Origin of the sequence: Phenylobacterium sp. (genome assembly GCF_030680185.1) — a bacterium.
Taxonomy (GTDB): domain Bacteria; phylum Pseudomonadota; class Alphaproteobacteria; order Caulobacterales; family Caulobacteraceae; genus Phenylobacterium.
Genome location: NZ_JAUXVZ010000054.1, coordinates 185,407 through 211,425, shown reverse-complemented (window position 1 = coordinate 211,425; position 26,019 = coordinate 185,407). Strand labels below are relative to the sequence as shown.

24 protein-coding genes are annotated in these 26,019 nt (G+C 68.0%); 15 read left to right on the top strand and 9 right to left on the bottom strand.

The window, feature by feature from the left end; genetic code table 11:
* The first annotated feature begins 8 nt into the window (after window positions 1–8).
* The 7 genes from bamA to lpxB are packed head-to-tail and all read left to right on the top strand — an operon-like array spanning window position 9 to window position 7,330.
* Window positions 9–2,363, top strand: coding sequence for an outer membrane protein assembly factor BamA (gene bamA, locus Q8L83_RS14335; RefSeq protein WP_305288051.1), 2,355 nt, complete (start codon window positions 9–11; stop codon window positions 2,361–2,363).
* 4 nt (window positions 2,364–2,367) lie between these two features.
* Window positions 2,368–2,988: an OmpH family outer membrane protein gene (locus Q8L83_RS14330; protein WP_305288049.1), complete on the top strand. Its 621-nt coding sequence runs from the start codon at window positions 2,368–2,370 to the stop codon at window positions 2,986–2,988.
* 42 nt (window positions 2,989–3,030) lie between these two features.
* Complete coding sequence (gene lpxD, locus Q8L83_RS14325; protein WP_305288047.1) at window positions 3,031–4,053, top strand: UDP-3-O-(3-hydroxymyristoyl)glucosamine N-acyltransferase; 1,023 nt, start codon at window positions 3,031–3,033, stop codon at window positions 4,051–4,053.
* Window positions 4,050–4,523 carry a 3-hydroxyacyl-ACP dehydratase FabZ gene (gene fabZ / locus Q8L83_RS14320; protein WP_305288045.1) on the top strand — a complete coding sequence of 158 codons (474 nt, stop codon included), beginning with the start codon at window positions 4,050–4,052 and terminating at the stop codon, window positions 4,521–4,523. The genes lpxD and fabZ overlap by 4 nt, the downstream gene beginning before the upstream one ends.
* Before the next feature lie 2 nt (window positions 4,524–4,525).
* Entirely contained in the window at window positions 4,526–5,317 is a 792-nt protein-coding gene (lpxA, locus tag Q8L83_RS14315) for an acyl-ACP--UDP-N-acetylglucosamine O-acyltransferase (RefSeq protein WP_305288106.1), read from the top strand.
* 4 nt (window positions 5,318–5,321) lie between these two features.
* Complete coding sequence (locus tag Q8L83_RS14310; RefSeq protein WP_305288043.1) at window positions 5,322–6,161, top strand: LpxI family protein; 840 nt, start codon at window positions 5,322–5,324, stop codon at window positions 6,159–6,161.
* Window positions 6,158–7,330, top strand: coding sequence for a lipid-A-disaccharide synthase (gene lpxB, locus Q8L83_RS14305; protein WP_305288041.1), 1,173 nt, complete (start codon window positions 6,158–6,160; stop codon window positions 7,328–7,330). Before Q8L83_RS14310 ends, lpxB begins: the two co-directional genes overlap by 4 nt.
* On the opposite strand, the gene gltA is transcribed toward lpxB, so the two are convergent.
* A complete protein-coding gene (gene gltA, locus Q8L83_RS14300; protein ID WP_305288039.1) occupies window positions 7,327–8,610 on the bottom strand; it encodes a citrate synthase in 1,284 nt (427 codons plus the stop codon). The two genes, lpxB and gltA, sit on opposite strands and share 4 nt — an antisense overlap.
* Window positions 8,611–8,669: 59 nt before the next feature.
* Window positions 8,670–10,076: a glutamate--tRNA ligase gene (gene gltX, locus Q8L83_RS14295; protein WP_305288037.1), complete on the bottom strand. Its 1,407-nt coding sequence runs from the start codon at window positions 10,074–10,076 to the stop codon at window positions 8,670–8,672.
* A gap of 67 nt (window positions 10,077–10,143) precedes the next feature.
* On the opposite strand from gltX, the gene Q8L83_RS14290 reads away from it, so the two are divergent.
* Window positions 10,144–12,276, top strand: a complete 2,133-nt coding sequence (locus Q8L83_RS14290) for a ComEC/Rec2 family competence protein (RefSeq protein WP_305288035.1) — start codon at window positions 10,144–10,146, stop codon at window positions 12,274–12,276.
* On the opposite strand, the gene lexA is transcribed toward Q8L83_RS14290, so the two are convergent.
* The 4 genes from lexA to Q8L83_RS14270 all read right to left on the bottom strand — a co-directional run bounded on the left by lexA (window position 12,257) and on the right by Q8L83_RS14270 (window position 15,496).
* Window positions 12,257–12,952: a transcriptional repressor LexA gene (gene lexA / locus Q8L83_RS14285; RefSeq protein WP_305288033.1), complete on the bottom strand. Its 696-nt coding sequence runs from the start codon at window positions 12,950–12,952 to the stop codon at window positions 12,257–12,259. The two genes, Q8L83_RS14290 and lexA, sit on opposite strands and share 20 nt — an antisense overlap.
* Window positions 12,953–13,097: 145 nt before the next feature.
* A complete protein-coding gene (trpC, locus tag Q8L83_RS14280) occupies window positions 13,098–13,886 on the bottom strand; it encodes an indole-3-glycerol phosphate synthase TrpC (protein ID WP_305288031.1) in 789 nt (262 codons plus the stop codon).
* Window positions 13,883–14,896 carry an anthranilate phosphoribosyltransferase gene (gene trpD / locus Q8L83_RS14275; RefSeq protein ID WP_305288029.1) on the bottom strand — a complete coding sequence of 338 codons (1,014 nt, stop codon included), beginning with the start codon at window positions 14,894–14,896 and terminating at the stop codon, window positions 13,883–13,885. The genes trpC and trpD overlap by 4 nt, the downstream gene beginning before the upstream one ends.
* A 9-nt stretch (window positions 14,897–14,905) precedes the next feature.
* Window positions 14,906–15,496 (bottom strand): aminodeoxychorismate/anthranilate synthase component II, encoded by a 591-nt coding sequence (locus Q8L83_RS14270; protein WP_305288027.1) that lies wholly within the window; start codon window positions 15,494–15,496, stop codon window positions 14,906–14,908.
* 79 nt (window positions 15,497–15,575) lie between these two features.
* Here Q8L83_RS14270 and Q8L83_RS18660 point away from each other — a divergent pair, with 79 nt between their 5' ends.
* On the top strand, window positions 15,576–15,872 hold the full coding sequence (locus tag Q8L83_RS18660; RefSeq protein WP_370868402.1) for a hypothetical protein: 297 nt from the start codon (window positions 15,576–15,578) through the stop codon (window positions 15,870–15,872).
* Here the strand turns inward: Q8L83_RS18660 and trpE are convergent.
* Window positions 15,869–17,401 carry an anthranilate synthase component I gene (gene trpE / locus Q8L83_RS14260; RefSeq protein WP_305288026.1) on the bottom strand — a complete coding sequence of 511 codons (1,533 nt, stop codon included), beginning with the start codon at window positions 17,399–17,401 and terminating at the stop codon, window positions 15,869–15,871. The two genes, Q8L83_RS18660 and trpE, sit on opposite strands and share 4 nt — an antisense overlap.
* Window positions 17,398–19,344 (bottom strand): peptidylprolyl isomerase, encoded by a 1,947-nt coding sequence (locus Q8L83_RS14255; RefSeq protein ID WP_305288024.1) that lies wholly within the window; start codon window positions 19,342–19,344, stop codon window positions 17,398–17,400. Before Q8L83_RS14255 ends, trpE begins: the two co-directional genes overlap by 4 nt.
* 126 nt (window positions 19,345–19,470) lie before the next feature.
* Between Q8L83_RS14255 and tpiA the strand changes: the two genes are divergently transcribed.
* From tpiA to eno, 5 genes are all read left to right on the top strand, one after another.
* Window positions 19,471–20,223, top strand: a complete 753-nt coding sequence (tpiA, locus tag Q8L83_RS14250; RefSeq protein ID WP_305288022.1) for a triose-phosphate isomerase — start codon at window positions 19,471–19,473, stop codon at window positions 20,221–20,223.
* Between the two features lie 166 nt (window positions 20,224–20,389).
* A complete protein-coding gene (gene secG, locus Q8L83_RS14245) occupies window positions 20,390–20,830 on the top strand; it encodes a preprotein translocase subunit SecG (RefSeq protein WP_305288021.1) in 441 nt (146 codons plus the stop codon).
* A gap of 142 nt (window positions 20,831–20,972) precedes the next feature.
* Entirely contained in the window at window positions 20,973–22,613 is a 1,641-nt protein-coding gene (locus tag Q8L83_RS14240; RefSeq protein WP_305288019.1) for a CTP synthase, read from the top strand.
* A gap of 138 nt (window positions 22,614–22,751) precedes the next feature.
* Complete coding sequence (gene rpmF, locus Q8L83_RS14235) at window positions 22,752–22,934, top strand: 50S ribosomal protein L32 (protein ID WP_300579361.1); 183 nt, start codon at window positions 22,752–22,754, stop codon at window positions 22,932–22,934.
* A gap of 154 nt (window positions 22,935–23,088) precedes the next feature.
* Window positions 23,089–24,369: a phosphopyruvate hydratase gene (gene eno / locus Q8L83_RS14230; protein WP_305288017.1), complete on the top strand. Its 1,281-nt coding sequence runs from the start codon at window positions 23,089–23,091 to the stop codon at window positions 24,367–24,369.
* On the opposite strand, the gene Q8L83_RS14225 is transcribed toward eno, so the two are convergent.
* Complete coding sequence (locus tag Q8L83_RS14225; RefSeq protein ID WP_305288015.1) at window positions 24,366–25,484, bottom strand: sugar MFS transporter; 1,119 nt, start codon at window positions 25,482–25,484, stop codon at window positions 24,366–24,368. The two genes, eno and Q8L83_RS14225, sit on opposite strands and share 4 nt — an antisense overlap.
* A gap of 203 nt (window positions 25,485–25,687) precedes the next feature.
* Between Q8L83_RS14225 and Q8L83_RS14220 the strand changes: the two genes are divergently transcribed.
* Window positions 25,688–26,002: a septum formation initiator family protein gene (locus tag Q8L83_RS14220; RefSeq protein ID WP_305288013.1), complete on the top strand. Its 315-nt coding sequence runs from the start codon at window positions 25,688–25,690 to the stop codon at window positions 26,000–26,002.
* Window positions 26,003–26,019 lie beyond the last annotated feature (17 nt).

Genomic DNA, 26,019 nt, shown 5'->3' with positions numbered 1-26,019 from the left:
CTGATCAGATGCAAAGATCTCGCGCTCGTGGCGCTGCGTTCGCTTCCGGCTTCGCCCTGCTGCTCGCCTCCACGGCCCTGACCGTGCCAACCGGCGCTGTGGCCCAGGTCCAGTCGCAGGTGGTGCAGCGCATCGTCGTCCAGGGCAATGAGCGGATCGAGCAGGCGACGGTCCTGTCCTATCTGCCGATCCAGCCTGGCGATCAGGTGGACGCCGAACAGCTCGACCTGGCGCTGAAGGCGCTCTATCGCACCGATCTGTTTGCGGACGTGCGGATCAGCGCCGTCTCAGGCGAGATCGTGGTCGAGGTGGTCGAGAACCCGATCATCAACCGCGTGATCTTCGAGGGGAACCGCGGCCTCAAGGAAGACAAGCTGCGCGACGAGGTCACCCTGCGTCCCCGCAGCATCTTCACCCGCGCCCGGGTGCAGCAGGACGTTCAGCGGATCGTCGAGCTCTATCGTCGCTCCGGCCGGATCTCGGCCGACGTGACGCCGAAGATTGTCGAGCTGCCGCAGAAGCGCGTGGACGTCATCTTCGAGATCGACGAGGGCGCCAAGAGCGGCGTGCTGCGCACCAACTTCCTGGGCAATGTCGAGTTCTCCGACAACGACCTGCGCGACGTGGTCGTGACCGAGCAGAGCGCCTGGTACAAGCTGTTCACCAGCAACGCCAACTACGACCCCGACCGGCTGGAATACGACAAGGAACAGCTGCGCGAGCATTACCGCAACCGTGGCTTCTACGATTTCCGCGTGATCTCCGCTGTGGCGGAACTGGCGCCGGACAAGAACGGCTTCGTCATCACCTATACGATCGACGAAGGGCCAGAATACCGGTTCGGGAAGGTCGAGGTGCAGACCGAGCTTGAGCGTCTCAACAAGGAGACCCTGGTTCAGATCCTGCCGATCCGCGAAGGCCAGATTTATCAGGACGAGCGGATCGAGCAGGCCACCGATACGCTGACCTTCGCCGCCGGCGCCGCGGGCTTTGCGTTCGTCGATGTGCGCCCGCGCTACACGCCCAACCGCGAAACCCGCACTGTGGATGTGACCTTCGCTGTCGATGAAGGGCCCCGGGTCTATGTCGATCGCATCGACATCATCGGCAATACGCGCACCCTGGACTATGTGGTTCGTCGCGAGATGAACCTGGCCGAAGGCGACGCCTATAACCGCGTCCTGGTGGACCGCTCGCGCAATCAGATCCGTGGCCTCGGTTTCTTCGAGAACGTGGCGATCGAGGAGACGCCTGGCTCGGCGCCCGATCGCACCAATCTCCAGGTCCAGGTGACCGAGCAGCCGACGGGCGAGCTGTCCTTCAGCGCCGGCTATTCGTCGGTCGACCAGCTGATCCTCGACCTCGGCGTCACCGAGCGCAATTTCCGCGGACGCGGCCAGAACGTCCGGGCCCGGGTCTCTGTGGGCTCCCTCCGCCAGCAGGTCGATTTCTCGTTTACCGAGCCGCGCTTCCTGGGCCGGGATCTGGGCGCCGGCCTCGACGTCTATTCCTACCGCTACGACCTCACCGACTATTCGTCCTACCGGACCAACACCATCGGCAGCGGCGTCCGGCTGGGCTTCCCGCTGACGCTGAATTCGCGCGCCTCGCTGCGCTACACGCTCCGCCGGGACGAGGTCGAGCTTCCGGCGTCCTACTGCGACCCGACCGCGCTCCTGGTGTCGATCTCGCTATGCCAGCAGCGGGGCTCCTATACGACCTCTCTCGTCGGCTACGGCGTGCGCCTCGACCGGCGTAACGATCCGATCAATCCGACCCGCGGATTCTATACGGCCCTCAACCAGGATCTGGCCGGGGTCGGCGGCGACGTGAACTATCTGAAGACCGAGGTCGAGGGCGGTTGGTACTACGGCTTCTCCCCGAGCTTCATCTTCAGCGCCACCGGCTCGGCCGGCTATGTGGACGGGTGGAGCGGCGATACGGTTCGGATCAACGACCGCTTCTACAAGGGTGGCAACAGCTTCCGCGGCTTTGAGACCGCCGGCATCGGTCCGCGGGACCTGAACTCCGGCCGCTCCGATTCCATGGGCGGCAAGGCCTACGCCATCGGTAATGTGGAACTCACCGTTCCGACCTTCCTGCCGGAGCAGTACGGGGTGAAGGCCGCCCTGTTCTCCGACTTCGGCACCTTGGGCATGCTGGACGATGAGGATAAGCTCACGGCCGCTGGCGTCGTCGATCCCAACATCGTCGATGACATGTCCCTGCGCGCCTCCGCTGGCCTCAGCATCTTCTGGCGCTCCCCCATGGGGCCCATCCGCTTCGACTTCAGCCAAGTTCTGGCCAAAGAAGATTACGACAAGACGGAAACCTTCCGGTTCTCCACCTCAACGAGGTTCTGATTTCATGACGACCAAAACCCTTGCCGCCGGCTTCGCCGCCGCCGCGGCCCTTGCGCTTACGCTCTCGACGGGCGCTCACGCCCAGCAGGCCGCCGCGGCGCCACAGGTCTCGCACGGCGCGGCCATCGCGGGCGTCTGCGTAATGTCCGTGGATGGCGCGATCGGCGCCTCTACGGTCGGCCAGTATGTCCAGACCCGGCTTCAGCAGATCGCCACCCAGGTGGAGGCTGAACTGAAGTCCGAAGAAACCGCCATCACCACGGAGGCGCAGACGCTGGAAACCCAGCGCACGACCCTGGGCCAGGACGCCTTCGAAACCCGTCGCGCCGCCCTGCAGGTGCGGGTTAACTCGTTCCAGCGCAAGGCCGCCCAACGCGAGCGCGAGCTGGCCGTGACCCAGCAGAAGGCCCTGGCCCGCGTTGGCCAAGAGATGGAGCCCCTGATCCGGGACGTCTACCAGCAGCGCCAGTGCGCCATGCTGGTCAATCGCGACGCCCTGCTGCTGGCCAATCCGCAGATGGACATCACCCAGCCCCTGGTCACGGCCCTGAACGCCAAGATCACGCAGTTTGCTTTTGACCGCGAGCGGCTGGACCAGCAGGCGTCGGGCGCCCAGACTAGATAATCGAACGACTCGCCATGGGGCGCGGGTTGCGCTTGGAATCCTATGCCTGACCCGCGCTTCTTCGAGGACCTCGGTCCCAAAACGCTTTACGATCTCGCCCGGGCCACCGGCGCGGAGCTTCATCCGTCTGCCGATGGCGCGCGGCTGGTCCACGCGGTCTCGGTTCTCGACCGCGCCTCGGCCGACAGCATCACCTTCCTTTCCGACAAGCGCCGCAAGGCCGATCTTGCGGCCAGCCAAGCGGGCGCCTGCTTCCTGCCTGCCAGCCTGGTTGAGGCGGCCCCGGAAGGCTGTGCGGTCCTGCTGACGCCATCGCCCCAGGCGGCCTATGCGATCTCGGCCCAGCTGCTCCACCGGACCCGGATCAACGGGGCGGACGCCTTTGTCTCGCCCACCGCAAAGATCGAGCCCGGCGCGCGGATCGCTCCGGGCGCCGTCGTCGGTGACGGGGCGCAGATCGGCGCCGGATCGGTGATTGGATCGGGGGCGGTCATCGGGCCGGGGGTCGCCATCGGGCGGGACTGCGAGATCGGCCCGCGGGCGGTGATCGGCTTTGCCCTGGTCGGCGACCGGGTGCGAATCTATGCCGGCGCCGTGATCGGCGAGGCTGGCTTCGGCGCCACGCCGGGCCCGTCGGGTCTGATCGACATTCCCCAGCTGGGGCGCGTGATCGTCCAGGACGGGGTGACGATCGGCGCGGGGACCTGCATCGACCGTGGGGCCTTCGACGACACGGTGATCGGCGAGAATACGAAGATCGACAACCTGGTCCAGATCGCCCACAACGTGCGCGTCGGACGCAACTGCGTCATGGCCGCTCACACGGGCATTTCCGGCAGCGTGACGATCGGCGACGGCGCTCAGTTCGGCGGCAGGGCCGGGGTGGCTGACCATGTGGCGATCGGCCAGGGGGCCAGGGTCGCCGCCGGGGCCGGGGTCATGAAAGACATTCCTCCAGGCGAAACCTGGGGCGGCGTGCCGGCGCGGCCGGTAAGAACATGGATGCGCGAGACCGCCTGGCTGTCAAAGATGGCCCAGCGCCGCGGAGAAGGAGCAGGCGCATGAGCCGAAAAGCGCCGGTGAACGAGAACCCGACCGAGATCGACATTTCCGAGGTGCTTCGGCGGATTCCACATCGCTATCCGTTTCTGCTCGTGGATCGCGCCGAGGAATACAAGCCGAGCGAGTCCATTGTCGGCATCAAGTGCGTGACCTTCAACGAGCCGTTCTTCGCCGGCCACTTTCCTGAGTATCCGGTCATGCCCGGCGTGCTGATCGTCGAGGCCCTGGCCCAGACAGGGGCGGTGCTGATGTCCAAGTCGCTCGACGTGGACGTGGCCGGCAAGACCATCCTGTTCATCTCGCTGGACAATTGCCGCTTCCGCAATCCGGTCCGGCCGGGCGACGTGCTGCGCATGCCGGTCGAGGTGGTCCGCCATCGCGGCGACCTGTTCAAATTCAAGGGCCACGCCATGGTCGGCGACAAGATCGCCGCCGAGGCCGAGTTCGCCGCCATGGTCGTGGCGACCCAATGAGCGTGGACATTCATCCCACCGCCATTGTCGCGCCCGGCGCAGAGCTGGCCGACGGGGTGAAGGTCGGCCCCTATTCGATTATCGGCGAGCACGTGAAGATCGGCCCGCGAACCGAGCTTCTGTCGCATGTGGTCATCGAGGGCCACACGACTATCGGCGCCGACTGCAGCATCCGCAACTTCTCCAATCTGGGCGGCCCGCCGCATCATACGGGCTACAAGGGCGAGCCGACCGAGCTGATCATCGGCGATCGCAATCGCCTCTGGGAGCATGTCACCATGCACATCGGCACCCCCGATGGCGGCGGCGTAACCCGGGTTGGCAATGACGGCATGTATATGGCCACCAGCCATGTGGGCCACGACTGCGCGGTCGGCGACAATGTTGTCCTGGCGCACTCGGCGACGCTTGGCGGGCATGTGGATGTCGGCGACTTCGTGATGGTCAGCGGCCTGGCCGCGGTGCACCAGCACTGCCGGGTCGGCCGCTACTCCTTCATCGGCGGCCTGGCGGCGGTGACCAAGGACGTCATCCCCTATGGCCTGGTCTGGGGGAACCACGCCCACCTCGAGGGCCTGAACCTCGTGGGTCTCAAGCGCCGCAACTTCTCCCGCGAAATGATCGCCGAGCTGCGTTCGGCCTATCGGCTGCTGTTCGCCGAGGAAGGCACATTCCAGGAGCGGATCGACGACGCCATGGCCACCTTTGGCCACAGCGCGCCGGTCATGGAAATCATCGACTTCATCCGCGCCGAGGCCAACCGGCCCCTCTGTCTGCCGGAGCGGGAGGTCTAGCACCTTGTCCAAGCTCGGCCTGATCGCCGGCGGCGGCGGACTTCCGGTCGAGATCGCCTCTGCCTGCCAGCAGGCGGGACGCCCCCTCTTTGTCGTGCGCCTCAAGGGGTTCGCCGGGCCTGATCTGGCCGCCTTTCCCGGCGCCGATATCGGCCTGGCCGAACTCGGCAAGTGTATCCGGGCGCTCAAGACGGCGGGATGTGCTTCGGTCTGCTTCGCGGGCAATGTCAGTCGCCCCGACTTTACCGCGCTGCGGCCCGACCTGCGCGGCCTGAAGGCCTTGCCCGGGCTGATCGCGGCGGCGCGTCACGGCGATGATGGTCTGCTTCGCGCCCTGCTGCAGGAATTCGAGGCCGAGGGCTTCGCCATCGAAGGCGCCGACGAGGCCATGGGCGATCTGCGTCTGCCGGCCGGCGCGCTTGGCAAGGTGCGTCCGGGGCCGGAACATGCCGGCGACATAGCCCGCGGCCTCCATGTAGCCCGCGAGCTTGGACGGCTGGACATCGGCCAGGGGGCTGTGGTCTGCGACGGCCTTGTCCTGGCGGTCGAGGCCCAGGAAGGCACCGACGCCATGCTCCGACGTGTGGCCGAGCTGCCTGGCGCGATCCGCGGGGGGCCAGGCGCCCCGCGCGGCGTGCTGGCCAAGGCGCCCAAGCCAATCCAGGAAACCCGGGTTGATCTGCCGACCATTGGCCTTGGCACCATCCAACGGGTGGCGCAGGCAGGGCTGGCGGGCGTGGTGGGGGAGGCTGGCCGCATGCTGGTGCTCGACCGCGCCGAGGTGATCGGCCTGGCCGACGAACTCGGCCTGTTCGTCGTCGGCGTAGAGCCTGAAGGCCGATGACCCAACCCCTCTGCATCATGCTGGTCGCAGCCGAGGCGTCTGGCGACGACCGCGGCGCTGGATTGATGGCCGCCCTGAAGGCGCGCCTTGGTCCGGAGAACGTCCGGTTCGTCGGCCTGGGCGGACAGGGGATGGCGGCCGAGGGGCTGGTCAGTCCCTTCGACATGTCAGAGCTGTCGATCCTGGGCCTTTTGGAGGGCCTGCTGGCCTATCGGAAGGTCGTGCGCCGGGCCGACGAGATGGCGGCCCTGGCGCGCCGGGAGAGGCCGGACGTGGCGGTGCTCATCGATTCCTGGGGCTTCACCCTGCGGGTGGCGCAGCGCCTGAAGGCGCAGCTGCCGGACATGCCGGTCATCAAGTATGTGGCGCCCCAGGTCTGGGCGTCACGGCCGGGCAGGGCCGCGGTTCTGGCGCGATACGTCGACCATCTGCTGTCGATCCACACCTTTGACGCGCCTTATTTCGAGAAGGTCGGCCTGCCAACCACCTTTGTGGGCAACAGCACCCTCAGCCTCGACCTGTCGGCCGCCGATCCCGCGGGCCTGCGCCGCCGCCTGGCGATCGGGCCGAACGAGCCGGTGCTGGTCGTGTTGCCCGGCAGCCGGCCCAGCGAGATCGCCCGCGTCCTGCCCCCGTTCGAGGAGGCCGTCGCGCTGCTGAAGGCGGCCAGGCCTGGCCTTCAGGTCATCGTGCCCGCCGCCGCAACCGTGGCCGACGCGGTCAAGGCGCGGGTCGCCGGGTGGCCGTATCGGGCGCACGTCGTGGAGGGGGAGGCCGATCGCTATTCGGCCATGAAGGCGGCCACCGTGGCGCTGGCCTGTTCCGGTACGGTGACCACCGAGCTCGCCCTGGCCGGCGCCCCCATGGTCGTGGGCTATCGGCTGGGTCCTGTGACCTACGCCATTCTTAAGCGGCTGATCCGCACCGACTATGTCACGCTGTTCAATATCGCCGCCCAGGACTTCGTCGCGCCGGAGCTGATTCAGGCCGACTGCAACGGTCCGAAGATCGCCCGGGAAATCGCCCGGCGGCTGGACGATCCGGACCTGCGCCGCGCCCAGGTTGAGGCCCAGGACAAGGCCCTGGCCCAAATGGGACGCGGCGGCCCCGATCCCTCGGAGGCCGCCGCGCGGGCCGTTCTAGAAGTGCTCGGTCGGGCCGCGGCTTAGCCGCGCTTGTCGACCGAGGTGTAGTCGCGCTGCGCCGCGCCGGTATAGATCTGGCGCGGACGCCCGATCTTCTGCGACGGATCTTCGACCATTTCCTTCCACTGGGCGATCCAGCCGACCGTCCGCGCGAGCGCGAACAGCACGGTGAACATTTCCGGCGGGAAGCCGAGCGCCCGCAGGGTGATGCCCGAATAGAAGTCGACGTTCGGATAGAGCTTGCGCTCGACGAAGTAGGGGTCGTTGAGCGCGATCTTCTCGAGCTCCATGGCCACCTTCAGCAGCGGGTCGTCGGTGTTGCCGACCTCGGCCAGCACTTCGTGGCAGGTGGCCTGCATGACCTTGGCGCGGGGGTCGTAGTTCTTATAGACCCGGTGACCGAAGCCCATCAGCCGGTAGCGACGGTCCTTCACGCCCTGGACGTATTCGGGGATGTTCTCCACCGAACCGATCTCGGCCAGCATGTTGAGCGCTTCTTCGTTGGCGCCCCCATGGCTGGGGCCCCACAGGCAGGCGATGCCGGCGGCGATGCAGGCGAACGGATTGGCGCCCGACGAACCGGCCAGGCGGACGGTCGAGGTCGAGGCGTTCTGTTCGTGATCGGCGTGCAGGATGAAGATGCGGTCCATGGCCCGGGTCAGGACCGGGTTGGGCTTCCAGTCCTCGGCCGGGACCGAGAAGCACATCCGCAGGAAGTTCTCGGCATAGGACTCGTCGTTGCGCGGATGCACGAACGGCTGGCCCTTGGAGTATTTGAAGGCCCGCGCCGCGATCGTCGGCATCTTGGCGATCATGCGATGGGCCGAGATCATCCGCTGCTGCGGATCATCGATGTTCGTGCTGTCGTGATAGAAGGCCGACAGGGCGCCGACCGCGCCGACCATGATGGCCATCGGGTGGGCGTCGCGGCGGAAGCCGGCGAAGAACCGGTCGAACTGTTCGTGCAACATCGTGTGGTAGGTGATGTTGTGGTCGAACTCGGTGAACTGCTCGGCCGTCGGCAGCTCGCCGTGCAGCAGCAGGTAGCAGACTTCCAGGAAGCTGGACTTCTCGGCCAGCTGGTCGATCGGATAGCCCCGGTGCAGCAGAATGCCGGCGTCGCCGTCGATATAGGTGATCTTGCTCTCGCAACTCGCCGTCGAGGTGAAGCCCGGATCGTAGGTAAAGACATCGGCCTCGGCGTACAGCTTGCGCACGTCCACCACGTCCGGACCCGTCGTACCCTTCAAGATGGGTAGCTCGACAGATTTGGCGCCAATGCTGATCTTCGCCGTATCGACCATGCCATCCCCTTTCAAATGACTAGGAATTAAAACGTCTGTTCGCTTGGCCTTATAGCGGTTTACGCAGCGGGCGAAAGCGCATCGTCAAGCCGACCCAGGCTTTCGTCCCGCCCGAGCGCGGTGAGCGCGCCCGCAAGGTCCGGGGCTGAAGCTTCGCCAGCCAGGCAAATGCGAAGCGCTTGGCCGAATTTGCCGATGCCGACACCCTCCGACTCCGCGAACGCCCGGATTTCCGCCTCAAGGGACGGGACGTCCCAGCCCTCGGCCACGGCGAGCCGATCCCGCAGCCGTCCCAGGCGCGCGCGCGTCTCATCGGTCAGCAGACTGGCGGCCTTTTCAGGCAGGGCAAGAGGGCGGCGTGCCAGGACGAACACCGTGGCGTCGGCCAGATCCAGCAGGGTCTTGGCGCCGTCGCGAACCAGCGGAATGGTCCGCTCCAGAACCGGACGCAGGTCGGCCGGGACCTTGAGGTCGCGGCTTTCGTGGATGCTCGTCACCAGGTCGGCCAGGCGGGCGATGTCGGCTTGGCGAATATAGTGGTTGTTGATGTGGTTGAGCTTGGCCCAGTCCAGGCGGGCCGGCGCGCTGACCACATCGGCGATATCGAACCAGCCGATCGCCTGTTCGTCGCTGAAGATCTCGTCGTCCCCATGGCCCCAGCCCAGGCGGGCCAGATAGTTGCGCATGGCCTCGGGCAGGTAGCCCATGGAATCGAACTCGCTCACGGCCTGGGCGCCGTGGCGCTTGGACAGCTTGGCGCCGTCGGGGCCATGGATCAGCGGCAGGTGGGCCCAGACCGGAACCTCCCAGCCCAGCGCCTTGTAGATCAGCGTTTGGCGGGCGGCGTTGTTGAGATGGTCGTCGCCGCGAATCACATGGGTCACGCCCATGTCGTGATCATCGACCACCACGGCCAGATTGTAGGTGGGCGAGCCGTCGGTGCGGAGCAGGATCAGGTCGTCCAGATCCTTGTTCTGAAACCGGATGTCGCCCTTCACCTTGTCGGCCACCACGGTGTCCCCGGTCAGCGGACTCTTGAGCCGCACGACGAACGGCCGGTCGGGGGCGTCATTGGGGGTGATGTCACGCCAAGGCGAGCGGACCACCCGGCCCTCGGCGCGCGCAGTCTCGCGCTCGGCTTCCAACTCCTCGGGCGTCATGTAGTCGCGATAGGCTTCGCCTCGGGCCAGAAGCTCTTCCACGGCGGCGCGGTGAAGCTCGGCGCGGGCCGCCTGGAACACCGGCGCCTCGTCGGCCTCGAGGCCCAGCCACTTCAGGCCCTCGAAGATGACGCCGACGGCGGCCTCGGTGGAGCGCTCGCGATCGGTGTCCTCCACCCGCAAAAGGAACTTTCCCCCGGTGCGCCTGGCATAAAGCCAGTTGAAAAGCGCCGTGCGGGCCGTGCCAATATGCATCGAGCCAGTGGGCGAGGGGGCGATCCGGGTGACGACGGGACGGTCGGGCATCGAGGTCGGGGGTTCTGGGGTGACGCAGGCCGACGGGTTCGCCGGGCGATGGGGCCGGCGTCTTAGCATGCGCTTCGCCAGGGCTCCTAGTCCGGGGGCGCTGGTCGCAGGCCTCGGCGCCGCCGTGCGGGACCAGGCCGACCGGTGGAGTCTGTGGACGCCGGTGGCCTTCGGCCTGGGCTGCGCAACCTACTTCGCCCTGGACCGCGAGCCCCTGGGCCTCGTCGCCTGGGCCGCGGCCGCCTTGGCGCTCACCCTTCTCATCACCGCGCGCCGGCTGAACATCGCGCGCGGCGCGTCCTTGCTGCTGATCCTCACGGCCTTTGGCTTGGCGGGATTTTCGGCCGCCAAGTTCCGCACGGACGCCGTGGCGGGCCCGATCGCGCCCGCCATGGTCCAACCGGCCCATATCGAAGGCTGGGTGGTGGATGTGGCGAGCCCCGGGCAGGGCGGCAGTCGCATCATCGTGGCGCCGACAAGGATTGAGGGCCTTTCGCCGGCCGACACCCCGAGCCGGGTTCGGATCACCCTGCGGGATGTCACGCCGCCGGCCCCGGGCCAGGCCGTGCGCATGCTGGCCCTGGTCAACCCGCCGCCGCCGCCCGCCAGCCCGGGCGGCTACGACTTCGCCCGCGACGCCTATTTCGAAAGCATCGGCGGTGTCGGCTTCGCCCTGACGCCGCCGGAGGCTGCCGACCTGCCGAGGCCTCCGGGTCGATTGCTCCTCGACATGAGGATCAACGCCGCCCGCTGGGTGCTGGCCCAACAGATCGTGGCGTCCATGGGGGCGGAGACGGGGGGCCTGGCCGCCGCCATGGTGATGGGCAACCAGGCCTTCATTCCCGCCGAACAGATCGAGCATATGCGGGCCTCGGGCCTGGCCCATCTGATCTCCATCTCGGGCCTGCACATGGCGATCGTCGGCGGCTTCGTTTTCGCCGGTGTGAGGGCGGGCGTCGCGGCCTGGCCCTGGCTGGCGCTGCGGGTTTCCAGCAAGAAGGTCGCGGCCCTGGCGGGCCTGAGCGCCGTGGCCTGCTATCTGGTGGTGTCAGGGGCGCCCGCGCCAGCCGAGCGGGCGGCCATCACCGCCTCGGTGGCCTTCGCCGCCGTGATCTTCGACCGCCGGGCGATCAGCTTGCATGGCCTGGCCCTGGCGGCTCTGATCGTCATGCTGATCCATCCGGAGGCGGTGACCGAGCCGGGCTTCCAGATGTCGTTCGCTGCGACCGCGGCGCTGGTGGCCCTGGCCGAGGCCTGGCCGCACCCGATCCGTGAGATCAGCGCGCCCTGGCCGATCCGCCTGGTCCAGACCAGCCTGACCTGGCTGGGCGCCAGTCTGGCCGCCAGCTTCGTCGCCGGCATGGCGACCGGTCCCTTTGCCCTGCAGCACTTCAATCGGATGGCGACCTTCGGCCTGGCGGCGAACCTGGCCGCCTCGCCGATCTCGTCCTTCCTGATGATGCCCAGCCTCGCCATCGGGGCGGCGCTGGCGCCCCTTGGCCTGGGCGACATTCCGCTGATGATCTCGGGCTGGGGGATCGGCATGATCACCGACGTGGCCGAGATCGCCGCCGAGGCGCCCGGCGCAAGCCTGCTGGTGGCCAGCGCGCCGTCCTGGGCTCTGCCAAGCGCCTTTCTCGGCATATTGTGGATGTGTCTCTGGAGAGGCCCGGTGCGATGGCTCGGCCTGCCGTTCGCCCTGGCGGTGAGCCTTGCGCCGCGGGGAGAGCCGCCGACACTCTGGGTCGCCGCTGACGGCGCACAGGTGGCCGTGCGGCACGGGGACCAGGCCATTCTGATGCGGCCCGACGTCAAACGGTTCGCCGCCGAACGCTGGGCGCAGAGGCGGGGACTGATCCCTTCGGTGGATGAGGCGCCCCGGGATGAGCTCTATGTCTGTGATCGCTGGACCTGCCGCCCAGGCCCCGGTGCGCCGGCTTCTGTCGCCGCCTACTGGAGCCGAAAGAGGCCTGACGCCGAAACCCTGGCGGAGCTTTGCGCCGCCGCCGAGGTGGTGGTCGTTCGGCCAGCGCTGACGCCGAACCTTTGTCCCGGCGTCATCGTCCTGAGCGGGGCCGATTTCGCCCAAGGCGGGGCGCTGGAATTGAGTCACAAGGACTCGACCTGGCGCGCCCTCTGGACCCAGGATCTGCGCGGGCGCAGACCCTGGTCCTGGGGGTTTAGTGGTAGCGGCGGATAAGGCCCACCAGACGGCCCTGAACGGCCACCTGATCAGGACCGAAAATGCGGGTCTCATAGGCCGGGTTCGCGGCCTCGAGCGCCACAGAGGCGCCCTTGCGGCGCAGGCGCTTGAGCGTCGCTTCCTCGCCCATGACCAGGGCGACGACGATGTCGCCGGAATTGGCGGAGTCGGCCCGGCGGATGACCACGTAGTCGCCGTCGAGAATGCCGGCGTTGATCATCGAGTCGCCCTGCACCTCGAGGACGAAATGCTCGCCGGCCCCCAGCATGGACTCCGGAACGTGGATCCGGTCGCGCTCCTGCTGGATGGCCTCGATGGGGGTGCCGGCGGCGATCTTGCCCAGAACCGAGAGCTCGCGGGTGTCATTGGCCGCGGCCGGAGCAGACGGCCCATCGCCGGGTTCGACCAGTTGAGGCCGAAAGGCCTGTCGACCCTTGGGCGGGGCGGCGGCCGTGGCCTGTTGCGGCAGCTTGACGACTTCCAGGGCCCGCGCCCGATGGGGCAGGCGGCGCAGGAACCCGCGCTCCTCCAGGGCCGTGATCAGGCGGTGGATGCCGGACTTGGAGGCCAGGTCGAGGGCTTCCTTCATCTCGTCGAAGGACGGAGAGACGCCGGTCTCCTTGATCCGCTCATGGATGAACATGAGCAGTTCGTGCTGCTTACGGGTCAGCATTGGACTTTCCCAACCTAAAGAACAAATCGCAAACGTTGTGAATGTTCTCTAGGCGTTCTTCCTTAATGTCAAGTTACCCACAAGGCCTTTGAAATCGTGGGAAATCTCAACATGGGCGGCTGTCCCCAGCGGACTCGGCCAGGTGTCAGCCGAGCAGGGCCCGAGCGGCCTTGGCCACATCAGCCTGACGCATCAGGCTTTCGCCGACCAGCATGGCGCGCGCTCCAGAGGCCTCCAGCCGGCGAACGTCGTCAGGTCCGGCGATGCCGCTTTCAGTGACCAGCAGGGCGCCGGGCGGGGCCAGGGCGGCCAAGCGCTCGGTGATCGAGAGATCTGTCTCAAAGGTGCGGAGATTGCGGTTGTTGACGCCGACCAGCTTGGCGCCCAGGCGACCGGCGCGGGCCATCTCGGCCTCGTCATGCACCTCGACCAGGGCGTCCATCCCCCAGGCGCTCGCCTCGGACAGGAGTTCGCCAGCGAGCGCGTCGTCGACCATGGCCATGATGATCAGGATGGCGTCGGCGCCCAGGGCGCGGGATTCGGCGACCTGCCAGGGATCGACCAGGAAGTCCTTGCGGATCGCCGGCAAGCGAACGGCGTCGCGGGCGGCGGTGAGATAGGCGTCGTCACCCTGGAAACTCGGGCCATCGGTCAGCACCGAGAGGCAGGCCGCGCCGCCGGCCTCATAGGCCTTGGCCAGGGCCGGGGGATCGAAGTCCGCACGGATCAGGCCCTTGGACGGCGAGGCCTTTTTGATCTCGGCGATCAGGGCCAGACGTCCCGGCGCATGGGCCTTGGCCAGGGCGGCTTGGAAGCCCCGGGGCGGGCTGGCGGCCCTGGCGGCGACCTCGACCTCGGACACGGTTCGAGCGGCCTTGCGCTCGGCCACCTCCGTCCGCTTGTAGGCGGCGATCTGGTCGAGGATGTCGCTCATGAGTTGGTGATCTCGCACAGGCGCTCGAGGGCGGTCAGCGCCCGGCCGTCGTCGATCACCTGCCTGGCCAGGGCCACACCCTCGCTGAGCGTCTCAACCTTGTCGGCGACCAGGAAGGCGGCGGCGGCGTTCAGGGCGACGATGTCCCGATAGGCGCCCGTCTCGCCCTGGAGCAGGGCGCGCAGGGCCGCGGCGTTCACGTCTGGCGCGCCGCCGGTCAGGTCCGACAGGGCCGCGCGGGGCAGGCCGACGGCCTCCGGCGTGACGGTGAACAGCCGCACCTGGCCGTCACGATACTCCGCCACCAGGGTCTCTCCGGTGGTGGTCATCTCATCCATGCCGCCGCCATGAACCACCCAGGCGCGCTCGGCGCCCAGCCCGCCCAGCACACGGGCCAGCGGCTCGACCCAGCGCTCGGAGAACACGCCCAGCACCTGGCGCTGGGCGCCGGCTGGATTGGCCAGCGGGCCCAGCAGGTTGAACAGGGTGCGGAAGCCAAGCTCGGCGCGGATAGGGGAGACGTGCTTCATCGCCCCGTGGTGGGCCTGGGCGAACAGAAAGCAGAGGCCGGCCTCGTCCAGGGCGCGAAGCTGCTGCTCGCCGCTGGCGTTGATGTTCACGCCGAGCGCGGCGAGCACGTCGGCGCCCCCGGACCGGGACGACAGGGCGCGATTGCCGTGCTTGGCCACCTTCAAGCCGCCGCCTGCCGCCACGAAGGCCACGGCGGTGGAGATGTTGAGGGTATGGAGCCCGTCGCCGCCGGTGCCGCAGACATCGATCACCTGGAAGGGATGGTCGAGCTTGACGGCGGCTTCGCGCATGGCCCGGGCGCAGGCGGTGATCTCGCCCACGGTCTCGCCGCGCATGCGCATGGCGGTCAGGGCGGCGGCCACCTGGGCCGGCGTCGGTTCGCCCCGCAGGCAGGCGGAGAAGAAAACCTGGGCGTCGGCTTCCGACAGCGTTGCGCCATCGGCCAGGCGCGCCAGCAAGGGCTTGAAAGCTTCCGACATGGGTCGATCTCAGGCCTCGGCGAGGCGCCGCGCGCCGGCGAGGTCGAGGAAGTTGGAGAGCAGGGCGTGGCCGCCCTCGGTGGCGATGGATTCCGGGTGAAATTGAACCCCGAAGATCGGCCGGCTCACATGCTGCACGCCCATGACCTCGCCATCCTCGGTCCAGGCGGTGATCTCCAGCACGTCGGGCATGGTCTCCCGACGCACCGACAGGCTGTGATAGCGGGTGGCGGTGAACGGATTGGGCAGGCCGGCGAAGACGCCCTTGCCGGTGTGATGCATGGGGCTGGTCTTGCCGTGCATCAGGGTGGCGGCCCGAACGACTTCGCCGCCGAACGCCTGGCCGATGGCCTGATGACCCAGGCAGACACCGAAGATCGGCAGGTCGTCGGGCGCCTTGGCCAGCAGGTCGAGGCAGAGGCCCGCCTCATTGGGGGTGCAGGGACCGGGCGACAGCAGCACGCCCTCGGGCTTGAGCGCGATCACCTCTTCGGCGCTCAGCGCGTCATTGCGATGGACCAGCGTCTCGGCCCCAAGCTCGTTCAGATAGTGGACGAGGTTGTAGGTGAAGCTGTCGTAGTTATCGACGACCAGGATCATGGGAGTTCTCTAGGCCAAACCTCTGTGGTGCGCAAAGCGCCGCGTTGCATATGGGGTGGGGCGGGCCGATGCTGCAAACATGACGGTTGCTGATTCCGCCCTCGATCCCGACGCCCTGGCCGAGGCGCGCAGCCTGCTGGCGACGCCGGCCCCGCGCGAACGACTCTGGCCCGTCCTGGCGGCGGCCGCCTTCGCCGCCACGGCGGCCCTGGCCCTGGCGGGCGCCATGATCACGGCCCCGCCGGTCGTCACGCAGCACCTGGCGGTCGAGTCAGGCGCATCCCTGGATGAAGCGCCGCTTGGCCAGGATCCGTTGGACGAAGCGCCCCTGACCGAAATGCCCCTGACCGAACTGCCTCTGGCCGAAGCGCCCTAGACGAATCGCCAGGCGTCCTCGGCGGCGCGGCGAAGGGCGCGGGCCTTGTGCAGGGTCTCGTCGTATTCGGCGTCGGGATCTGAGTCGGCCACCACGCCGCCGCCGGACTGGATGTACATCTGGCCATCCTTGAAGCAGGCGGTGCGCAGGACGATGCAGGTGTCCACCGAGCCATCGGCCCCGAAATAGCCGACCGCGCCGGCATAGGCGATGCCGCGCTTCTCGATCTCCAGTTCGTCGATGATCTGCATGGCGCGCACCTTGGGCGCCCCCGACAGGGTGCCGGCCGGCAGGGCCGCCATCAGCACATCGACCGGATCGACGCCGTCAGGCGCGTCGCCCTCAACATTGGAGACCAGATGCATGACGTGGCTGTAGCGCTCGACGAAGAAGCTGTCGGTCACCCGCACGCTGGGGCCCTTGGGGCGCGTCGCCGCGGCGTTGCGCCCGGGTTGGCGCAGCATGGCCACCCGGCCCACATCGTTGCGTCCCAGATCCAGCAGCATCAGGTGCTCGGCCCGCTCCTTGGGGTCGGCGATCAGCTCCTGTTCGAGAGCCAGATCCTCCTCCGGCGTGGCGCCGCGGGGGCGGGTGCCGGCGATGGGGCGGATGGTGATCTTGCCGTCCCGCAGGCGCACCAGGATTTCCGGGCTGGAGCCGGCCAGCTGGAAGTCGCCAAAGTTCAGATAGAACAGGAACGGCGAGGGGTTGGTCCGTCGCAGGGACCGATAGAGCGCCAGCGGGTCGAGCGCGAACGGCGCGCGGAATCGGTGGCTGGGGACCACCTGGAAGATATCGCCGGCGCGGATATAGGCCTTGGCCTTGCCGACGATCTCCCGATAGGCCTCGCGGCTGATCGGGGTGGTGAAGGCGTCGGCCTGGGGCGCGCCGTCCCGCTTCAGGGCGGGCGTCGGCCGGGCCAGATCGGCGACCACGGCGGCAAGGCGCGCCTGGGCCGCCGCATGGGCGGCCTCGGCGGATCCGGAACCCGGGCGCACGGTGGTGGCCAGGATGATCTCCTGACCGATGGAATCGAAGATCGCCACCACGGACGGCCGCGTCATCACCCCGTCCGGAAGGTCCAGGGGGTCTGGATTGACGTTGGGCAGCCGCTCCACCAGCCGGACCATGTCATAGCCCAGGGCGCCGAACACCCCGGCCACCATGGGCGGCAGGCCGGTGGGAATGTCCAATCGGCAGCCGGCCACCAGGTCGCGCAGGGAATCGAGGCTCGCCGCCGCCTGCGGCGTGAATCGGCCGGCGGCGATGTCGTCGCCCTCGGCGATCTCGGCCTTGTCGCCCCGGCAACGCCAGACCAGGTCCGGCTTCAGGGTGATGACCGAATAGCGCCCCCTCCAGGCACCCCCCTCCACGGATTCGAAAAGGAAGGCGTAGGGCTGGCCATGGCCGATCTTCAGATAGGCCGAGACCGGAGTCTCGAGGTCGTCGATCAGGCGGGTCCAGACCACCTGCGCTGCGCCTGCGTCGTAGCGGGCGGTGAAGTCGGCAATGGCAGGCTCGATGATCACGCCTTGGGCTCCGGCGCCTTGGTGGGGGCCTTTGCAGCCGGGGTGTCGGTCTCGGCGCGGGGCTGAAGACCCAGCACCGCCCGGGCGCGGTTCTCGTCGATGCGGACGCGGACCTTTTCGCGCGCCGACAGGCTGGCGGCCTCGGCGATGTCGCGGAACAGAGCCATGCTGGCCTGGCCACGGCCATTCTCCACGGCCGCAGCGATCTCGGCGGTGGCGCCAGGACGAATGGCCTCCAGCTTGGCGACGACGACGGCGAAGTCCACGGCGCGGGCGGTGAACACCTCATCGGGCTCGGCGGAGAAGGCCTTGACCAGCATGTCTTCGGAGAGCTGCTCGGTCTGCTGAGCGGTGGCGCGGCTCAGGCTGGTGGCGCGTGTCACCCGCGCGCCGATGGTTCCGGCGGCCGCCTCCAGGGTCTGGCCGCCACGCACCAGTTCGGCGAGCTCAGCGGCCTTGGCTTCAAGCCGGCGCACCATCTCCCGCTGCATCCAGGCGCGCGCCAGCAGGGGGCGAACCTCGTCCAGGGGGGGCAGGGCGGCCGGGATCACGCGCTCGACCTTGACGGCGAAGTACTGGCCCTCCGCCAGTTCAGTCAGGTCGCTCTCGCCGCCTTCGGAAAGCCCGAACGCCGTCTCCAGAACCTTCGGCGTGATTCCATCGACGGGCTGGCCCTCTGGGGTGCGGCCCTGTTCGCTGATGGCCGGCAGGGTGATCACGGTGGCTTCGGCGGCCTGGGCGGCCTCGGCCAGGGAAGCGCCGCCGATATGGGCCTCTTCATAGGCCTGGGTGCGCTCGTAGACCTTCTCGGCCGCAGCGTCCTCGCGAATCTCGGCTTCGAGCATCGGCCGGACATCTTCCAGCGTGGGCTGGCGGCCCGGGGTCACAGCGGTGACCTTGACCACCGCGAAGCCAAGGTCGCCCTCGATGGGCGTGCTGACCTCGCCAGCGGCCAGGGCGAAGGCGGCCTCGGCCACCTTGCGGTCGGCGATGGCGGTCCGCGGACGACCGTCGTAGCGGATCGGATCGACGCCCAGATCGCGGGCGACGGCGCCCGGGTCTTCACCCTCACGAAGCCGCTGGGCGATGCGTGCCGCGGCGGCCTGATCCTTGGCCGGGATCTGCACCAGGGTGCGGGTTTCCGGCTGGGACAGCGTGTCGCGACGGAATTCGAACCGCTCCTGAAGTTGGGCTTGGGTGACCTCGACCTCGAAATCCTGGGGGCGTGGCGCGAAGCGGACGAGCGACAGCACGCGGTATTCCGGCTGGGTCAGCTGGGCGGCGTTTTCCTGCATGAAGGCCTGGAGCTGCGCGTCGGTGGGCAGGGCCGGCTCCTCGACATTGTTCACATCCACCTGGAAGTAGCCCAGGTCCCGCTGCTCGCGGTCGATCATGGCCGCCAGGGCGCCATAGGCGCGGGGCGCGCGCAGGCCGCTGACCAGGCCCGCAGCGAAGTGCTGCTGGGCGATCTCGTCCTTCAACTCAACGAGGAAGTCGTCGGGGGTCAGGTCGGCCTGGGACAGGCGCTGGGCCATCAGATTGCTGTCGAACCGGCCGGTGATGGGGTCGAAGAAGGCCGGGATCTGTCGCAGCTGGTCGGCGACCAGGCTATCGCCCGGACGAATGCCCACCTTGTGCAGCATGGCCATCAGGGCCTCGCTGGTGGCGATCTGCTCGAGCAGGCGCGGGATGATGCCGTTCTCGTCGGCCATCTGCGGCGTGATCGGCTGGCCGACCTGCTGCTCGGTCTGCTGGCGCCACTGGTCATACTTCCGGCGGAAGCCCGTGTCGCTGAGCGTGCGGTCGCCCGCCTTGATGACGTCGTTCGAGAACTGTCCCTGCAACACATCGGACATGCCGAACACGGCGAAGCTGATGATCAGCAGGCCAATCAGGAGGGCCGCCACCCAGGATTTGGCGAAGGCGCGGAAAGCGGTAAGCATGGAGGACCCTTCCTCGGGCGCGAAGTCCGGAGGAGCGGGTATAGTGGAGGCGGCTTCCCCCCCGCAAGCACGTGACAGAGTCGATCGCTTGGCTTAACCGCCAGAACGACCTCACGGAGAGCCCAGATGAACGCACCCACCCCCCTGATCGCCGGCAACTGGAAGATGAACGGGACGGCGGGCGCCCTGGCCGAAGCCCAGGCGATTAAGGCCGGCGCGCCAGCCTCCGGCGTGCGGGTGGCCCTATGCCCCCCCGCCACCCTGGTTGAACGGATGAGCCGCGCCCTGGCTGGCGGCGGCGTGATCATCGGCGGCCAGGATTGTCATGCGGAGCCTTCGGGCGCGTTCACCGGGGACGTCTCGGCCGAGATGCTGGCCGACGCCGGCGCGAGCCTGGTGATCCTGGGGCACTCCGAACGCCGGGCGGGCCATGGCGAAAGCGACAGCGATGTGGTGGCCAAGGTCGAGGCCGCGCTGCGCGGCGGGCTGGAGCCCATCATCTGCGTCGGCGAAACCCTGGATGAGCGTGAGGCCGGCCGCGCCATCGAGGTGGTGACGCGGCAGGTGCGCGGCTCCCTGCCGGCCAGCCTCGCAGGCAAGGCCTTCACCGTGGCCTATGAGCCGGTCTGGGCGATCGGCACGGGGCTTACGCCCAGTTCGGACGATATTGTCGAGATCCATCAGGCGATCCGGGCGACGCTGCGCGAGATGTTCGGCGCCGGCGGCGACGGGCCAGCCATTCTCTATGGGGGCTCGGTGAAGCCCGGCAATGCAGCTGAAATCCTTGGCCTGCCTGAGGTTGGCGGGGCCCTGGTGGGCGGCGCCTCGTTGAAGGCCGCGGACTTCCTGGCCATTGTCGCGGGCGCCCCGAAGGCCTAGCTAGGGGCCAATCCCGCCGGCGTGCGGGGACAAATGGCGACGCCTATCGCCCCAAGAACAACGCCTTGGCCCTATGGCCTTGGCGGACGGGGGATGATAGAGCGCGCGCTTGGTTTTTCGGCGCAACCCCTTCTTTGAGGGCGCGCGCCAGACGTTGGACTTGTCCATGCTGCTCGGCATTCTGCTCGTCATTCAGATCATCGTCTGTCTGGTCCTGATCGGCCTCGTTCTGCTCCAGCGCTCCGAAGGGGGCGCGCTCGGCATGGGCGGCGGCGGATCGGGCAACTTCATGAGCGCCCGGGGGGCTGGCGATTTCCTGTCGCGCTTCACCTGGATTCTCGGCGGCGTCTTCTTCGCGCTCAGCCTGACCATCACCCTGGTCTCCGGCCGGCTCAGCGGCGGCTCGGCGGTGGACCGGCTGAACATCGAGTCCCTGGACCCGACGCAGTTGAACCAGCCCCCCGTCGCGCCGATCCCGGCGGCCCCCGCCCAGACCGCGCCGGCCACGGATGGTGTCCTCGACGCCCCGGCCGCCCAGATCCGCAACCCCTTCCTCGACGCCGAACCCGGCGAAGGGGAGGGCGCCCCGGCCGCGCCGGCGCCCTGAGCCCGACCGGCTCTGGCGTCCCTTTGCGGCGCCTGGGCCATGAGCTTTCCGTCACCGGCCGCGCCCTTGCGGCCACCCAAGACGTTTTGGCGCACCCGCAGATGCGGTGCTGCGCCCCGAATCGATGGTAGGTTGATCGCCCATGACCCGGTACATTTTCATCACCGGCGGCGTGGTCTCCTCATTGGGAAAAGGTCTCGCCTCCGCCGCCCTTGGCGCGCTCCTGCAGGCTCGCGGCTATAAGGTCCGCCTGCGCAAGCTCGACCCCTATCTGAACGTCGATCCGGGGACCATGAGCCCCTATCAGCACGGGGAGGTCTTCGTCACCGAGGACGGCGCCGAGACCGACCTCGATCTGGGCCACTACGAGCGGTTCACCGGCGTTAACGCCACCCGCGGCGACAACGTCACCACCGGCCAGATCTACAAGACCATCCTGGAGCGCGAGCGGCGCGGCGACTATCTGGGCGCCACCGTCCAGGTGATTCCCCACGTCACCGACGAGATCAAACGCTTCGTCCTGTCCGACCCCGGCGACGGCGTCGACTTCGTGCTGGTGGAGATCGGCGGCACGGTGGGCGACATCGAGGGCCTGCCCTTCTTCGAGGCCATCCGCCAGCTCGGCCAGCAACTGCCCCGGGGCAATGTCTGTTACGTCCACCTGACGCTGCTGCCCTATATCAAGACCGCCGGCGAGATGAAGACCAAGCCGACCCAGCACTCGGTGAAAGAGCTGCGGTCCATCGGCATCCAGCCCGACATCCTGCTCTGCCGCTGCGAGACCGAGATCCCGGCCGGCGAGCGGCGCAAGATCGCGCTGTTCTGCAATGTCCGCGAGAGCGCGGTGATCGAGGCCCAGGACTCCACCAGCATCTACACCGTGCCCCTGGACTATCACCGCCAGGGCCTGGACACCGAGGTGCTGGACGTCTTCGGCATCACCGACGCCCCGCCGCCGGATCTGTCGCGGTGGGAGACCATCGGCCACACCCTGACCCACCCCGACGGCGAGGTGAACATCGCCATCGTCGGCAAGTATACAGGCCTGACCGACGCCTATAAGTCCCTGGTCGAAGCCCTGGTCCATGGCGGGGTGGCCAACAATGTCCGGGTCAAGTTCGACTGGGTCGAGGGCGAGGCCTTCGAGGGCGGCGAGGAGGAGCTGATCTCCGAGCGCCTCACCGGCGTCCACGGGGTGCTGGTGCCCGGCGCCTTCGGCCAACGCGGCTCCGAAGGCATGATCCAGGCGGTTCGATTCGCCCGCGAGCACGAGATTCCCTATTTCGGCATCTGCTTCGGCATGCAGATGGCGATGATCGAAGCCGCCCGGAACCTGGCGGGCCTGAAGGACGCCTCATCGACCGAGTTCGGCCCGACCTCCGAGCCCGTGGTCGGCCTGATGACCGAATGGGTGCGCGGCAACGCCCGCGAAACCCGCGGCGAGGGCGACGACCTGGGCGGCACCATGCGGCTTGGGGCCTATGACGCCGTCCTGACGCCGGGCTCCAAGGTGTTCGACATCTATGGCGGCCCGGCCATCAGCGAGCGCCATCGCCACCGCTATGAGGTCAATATCGGCTATCGCGAGGCCATCGAGAGCACCGGCCTGCGGATGACCGGCCTGTCGCCGGACGGCGTCCTGCCCGAGATCTGCGAGCGCACCGACCACCCCTGGTTCGTCGGCGTCCAGTTCCACCCCGAACTCAAGAGCCGCCCCTTCGAACCCCACCCCCTGTTCGCCAGCTTCATCGGCGCGGCGAAGGAACGGAGCCGGTTGGTCTGATGACCAGACCCATAGCCCCGGCGGTGTCCCGTCGCCCAAGAGTGCTTGAAACCTCGGGCGGATTGCGTCATACACCCGCGCTCACGTCGGCGGCCCCCGCGGCCGCCGTCTCAATTTTATACGCCTGCGAGACTCCCTATGGCCGTTCCTAAGCGAAAAGTATCGCCCTCGCGGCGCAACATGCGGCGCTCCCATGATGCGCTGGGCAAGAACTCCTTCGTCGAAGACAAGGAAACCGGCGAACTGAAGCGCCCGCACCATGTCGACCTGAAGACCGGCATGTACAAGGGCCGCCAGGTCATGACGCCGAAGGAAGACTGAGGCTCTTTTAGAGTTCGTCTCCGTCGCAAGACATCAAGGCCTCGCCCGGACCGGGCGGGGCCTTTTGCGTGGCCGATTGCCCGCCAAGCCGAAGATGGCTAAGCCTCCCGGGCTTTCTGAAATCCGCCCTGCGCCTGCCGAAACGAGGACCGCCATGACCGAGATCGTCGATATCACCGCCCGCGAAATCCTCGACAGCCGCGGTAACCCTACGATCGAGGTCGATGTAGTGCTGGAAGACGGCTCCATGGGCCGGGCCGCCGTGCCCTCCGGCGCCTCGACTGGGGCTCATGAGGCGGTGGAGAAGCGGGACGGCGAGAAGGGCCGCTATCTGGGCAAGGGCGTCCTGCAGGCCGTCGAGGCGGTCAATGGCGAGATCTATGACGCCCTGTCGGGCTTCGACGCCGAGGACCAGCGCCGGCTGGACGACTTGCTGATCGAGCTGGACGGCACGGCCAACAAGTCGCGCCTGGGCGCCAACGCCATCCTGGGTGTCAGCCTGGCGGCGGCCAAGGCCGCGGCGGGCAGCGCCAACCTGGCGCTCTACAAGTATGTGGGCGGGGTCTCGGCCCGGGTCCTGCCGGTGCCGATGATGAACATCATCAACGGCGGCGCGCACGCCGACAATCCCATCGACATCCAGGAATTCATGATCCTGCCCACAGGCGCCGACTCCTTCGCCGAGGGCCTGCGCATGGGCGCCGAGATCTTCCACGGCCTGAAGAAGGCTCTGAAGGACGCGGGCCACAACACCAATGTCGGCGACGAGGGCGGCTTCGCCCCCAATATCGGCAGCGCCGAAGAGGCCCTGGCCTTCATCGTCAAGGCCGGCGAGTCGGCGGGCTATCGCTGCGGCGACCACTTCCATCTGGCCCTCGACGTGGCGTCGACCGAGTTCTTCAAGGACGGCAAGTACGTCCTGGGCGGCGAGGGCAAGACCTTCGATCAGGCCGGCATGGTCGATTACCTGGCCGCCCTGGTGGCCAAGTTCCCCATCGTCTCCATCGAGGATGGTTGCGCCGAGGATGATTTCGACGGCTGGAAGCTCATGACCGAGAAGCTGGGCGCCAAGGTCCAGCTGGTGGGCGATGATCTGTTCGTCACCAATCCGGCGCGGCTGTCGGACGGCGTCGACCAGGGCCTGGCCAACTCCATCCTGGTGAAGGTCAACCAGATCGGCACCCTGTCGGAGACTCTGGACGCCGTCGATATGGCCCATCGCGCCGGCTACACCGCCGTCATGAGCCATCGCTCGGGCGAGACCGAGGACTCCACCATCGCCGACCTGGCCGTGGCCACCAACTGCGGGCAGATCAAGACCGGCTCGCTGGCCCGCTCGGACCGGACGGCCAAGTACAACCAGCTGCTGCGCATCGAGCAGGAACTGGGCGACCAGGCCCTCTATCTGGGCCGCAAGGCCATCAAGCAGATCTAGCCGCGGCTTCGGGTCAGGATCAGCGTCAGGGCCAGCATGGCGGCTGGGACGGCCACATAGAGGCCCAGTCCCGCCGTCAGGCCCCAGGCGTCGGCCGCCAGCCCCACCAGCGCCGGGAAGCCGGCGCCGGCCAGGCCGATGGCTGACACCACCGCGCCGGTCGATCCCGCCTGTCCGGGGCGCAGGGTGAGGACGAGGCTTTGCAGGGCCGTATAGAAGACCGCCCCGCTGAAGCCGAACACCAGGCCGCCCAATACGACCAGCCAGGCCTGCGGGCCAAAGGCCATCACCGGCAGGCTGAGCGTGGCGATCAGGGCGGTGGGAACCAGCGCCCGTTTGGGCGTCGCGGCGGGGATAAGCCGACCCGCCAGGCTGTGGCCCAGCAACCCGCCGACCAGGGCGCCTGTGGCGAGGATCACCGCCAGGCCTGGCCCGTAGCCCGCCACCTGGTCGAGATAGGCGATCACGAAGGCCAGTAGCGGCTCGTCCAGCAGGGCGAACAGTCCCATGATCACCGCCATCAGCAGCACCCGCCTATCCGTGATCAGGGCGAGGAGGGCGAGGCGGGGTTCGGCGTCCTCGGCCTGCTTGTGGGGCGGCGGAAACCGCTGGGAGGCGAGCCAGAGTCCGTAGCCCAGCATCAGCCCACCGCCGGCCAGAAAGACGCCGCGCCAGCCAAAGCCAAAACCCGCGGCCAGGGCGAGCGTCAGCGGCGCCAGCAGATCGCCCAGGGCCGACCAGGCGTTCACCCGTCCCAGCACCCGTGGGAGGTCCTCGCCAGCCAGGTCGACCAGCGCCACCTCGCATCCATGGATGAAGGCGTCGCTGGCCGCCCCCCAGACGAAGGCGGCGGCGAACAACATGACGAAAGTTTCGGAGAGGCCAAAGGCGATCATGGCGCCGCCATAGGCCAGGGCGCCCAGGGCCGCGAGCCAGCGGCGGCTGACATAGTCTGCGGCCGCCTGGAAGACGATCCCGACGGCGCCGCCCAGGCTGAGCGCAGCCAGGACCAGCCCACCTTGCGCATAGCTTAGGCCGACATCCTCGCGCAGCGCCTCAAGAACGCCGGCCGGCAGGAAGGTGAACCACTCGTCGGCGAAACCGACCAGCAGCAAGGCCGTCACGAGGGAATAGGGCGCACGGACCAGGGGCGGCAGAAGCCATGCCGCGACGCGCTTCAGCCGGCTTGGTGAGGGCTCAGATCAATTGGGGGGATGTTTGTGATCCATGCTGGCCATCTTCATCGCCAAACAGCTGAGCCGCAACGCAAAATTAAGCACAATTGACGAGTCTGAACCGTCTCAATTGCAGAATCGCCGTGCTCACAGGTCTCCGCTCCTACATCTCGACCGCCGCCCTGGCGCTCCTGATCGTCTATTTCGCGTACCACGCCCTGACCGGCGATCAGGGCCTGCTGACCTCCGCCCAGCGAGAGCAGACCCTGGCGACCAAGTCGGCGGAACTGGCGAAGCTGACGGCTCAGAGGCAGGACCTGGAAGTGCGCGCCAAGCTGTTGCGCGACAGCTCGCTTTCGGCCGATCTTCTCGAGGAACGGGCCCGGTCCCTCCTAGGTTATAGCGATCCCAGGGACTATGTGATCCGCATTCAGGGCGATAACCCCACGGGCGGCTGACCAGCAGGCCAGCCCTG

What these genes read in the sequence shown, in the direction of transcription:
- Q8L83_RS14290 (WP_305288035.1), top strand. Translation starts at nt 10,144, where the DNA reads ATGCGCTTCGCCAGGGCTCCTAGTCCGGGGGCGCTGGTCGCAGGCCTC.
- lpxD (WP_305288047.1), top strand. Translation starts at nt 3,031, where the DNA reads ATGCCTGACCCGCGCTTCTTCGAGGACCTCGGTCCCAAAACGCTTTAC.
- tpiA (WP_305288022.1), top strand. Translation starts at nt 19,471, where the DNA reads ATGAACGCACCCACCCCCCTGATCGCCGGCAACTGGAAGATGAACGGG.
- gltA (WP_305288039.1), bottom strand. Translation starts at nt 8,610, where the DNA reads ATGGTCGATACGGCGAAGATCAGCATTGGCGCCAAATCTGTCGAGCTA.
- gltX (WP_305288037.1), bottom strand. Translation starts at nt 10,076, where the DNA reads ATGCCCGACCGTCCCGTCGTCACCCGGATCGCCCCCTCGCCCACTGGC.
- Q8L83_RS14330 (WP_305288049.1), top strand. Translation starts at nt 2,368, where the DNA reads ATGACGACCAAAACCCTTGCCGCCGGCTTCGCCGCCGCCGCGGCCCTT.
- lpxB (WP_305288041.1), top strand. Translation starts at nt 6,158, where the DNA reads ATGACCCAACCCCTCTGCATCATGCTGGTCGCAGCCGAGGCGTCTGGC.
- lexA (WP_305288033.1), bottom strand. Translation starts at nt 12,952, where the DNA reads ATGCTGACCCGTAAGCAGCACGAACTGCTCATGTTCATCCATGAGCGG.
- bamA (WP_305288051.1), top strand. Translation starts at nt 9, where the DNA reads ATGCAAAGATCTCGCGCTCGTGGCGCTGCGTTCGCTTCCGGCTTCGCC.
- Q8L83_RS14255 (WP_305288024.1), bottom strand. Translation starts at nt 19,344, where the DNA reads ATGCTTACCGCTTTCCGCGCCTTCGCCAAATCCTGGGTGGCGGCCCTC.
- trpC (WP_305288031.1), bottom strand. Translation starts at nt 13,886, where the DNA reads ATGAGCGACATCCTCGACCAGATCGCCGCCTACAAGCGGACGGAGGTG.
- eno (WP_305288017.1), top strand. Translation starts at nt 23,089, where the DNA reads ATGACCGAGATCGTCGATATCACCGCCCGCGAAATCCTCGACAGCCGC.
- fabZ (WP_305288045.1), top strand. Translation starts at nt 4,050, where the DNA reads ATGAGCCGAAAAGCGCCGGTGAACGAGAACCCGACCGAGATCGACATT.
- Q8L83_RS18660 (WP_370868402.1), top strand. Translation starts at nt 15,576, where the DNA reads ATGACGGTTGCTGATTCCGCCCTCGATCCCGACGCCCTGGCCGAGGCG.
- trpD (WP_305288029.1), bottom strand. Translation starts at nt 14,896, where the DNA reads ATGTCGGAAGCTTTCAAGCCCTTGCTGGCGCGCCTGGCCGATGGCGCA.
- secG (WP_305288021.1), top strand. Translation starts at nt 20,390, where the DNA reads ATGCTGCTCGGCATTCTGCTCGTCATTCAGATCATCGTCTGTCTGGTC.
- Q8L83_RS14240 (WP_305288019.1), top strand. Translation starts at nt 20,973, where the DNA reads ATGACCCGGTACATTTTCATCACCGGCGGCGTGGTCTCCTCATTGGGA.
- rpmF (WP_300579361.1), top strand. Translation starts at nt 22,752, where the DNA reads ATGGCCGTTCCTAAGCGAAAAGTATCGCCCTCGCGGCGCAACATGCGG.
- Q8L83_RS14270 (WP_305288027.1), bottom strand. Translation starts at nt 15,496, where the DNA reads ATGATCCTGGTCGTCGATAACTACGACAGCTTCACCTACAACCTCGTC.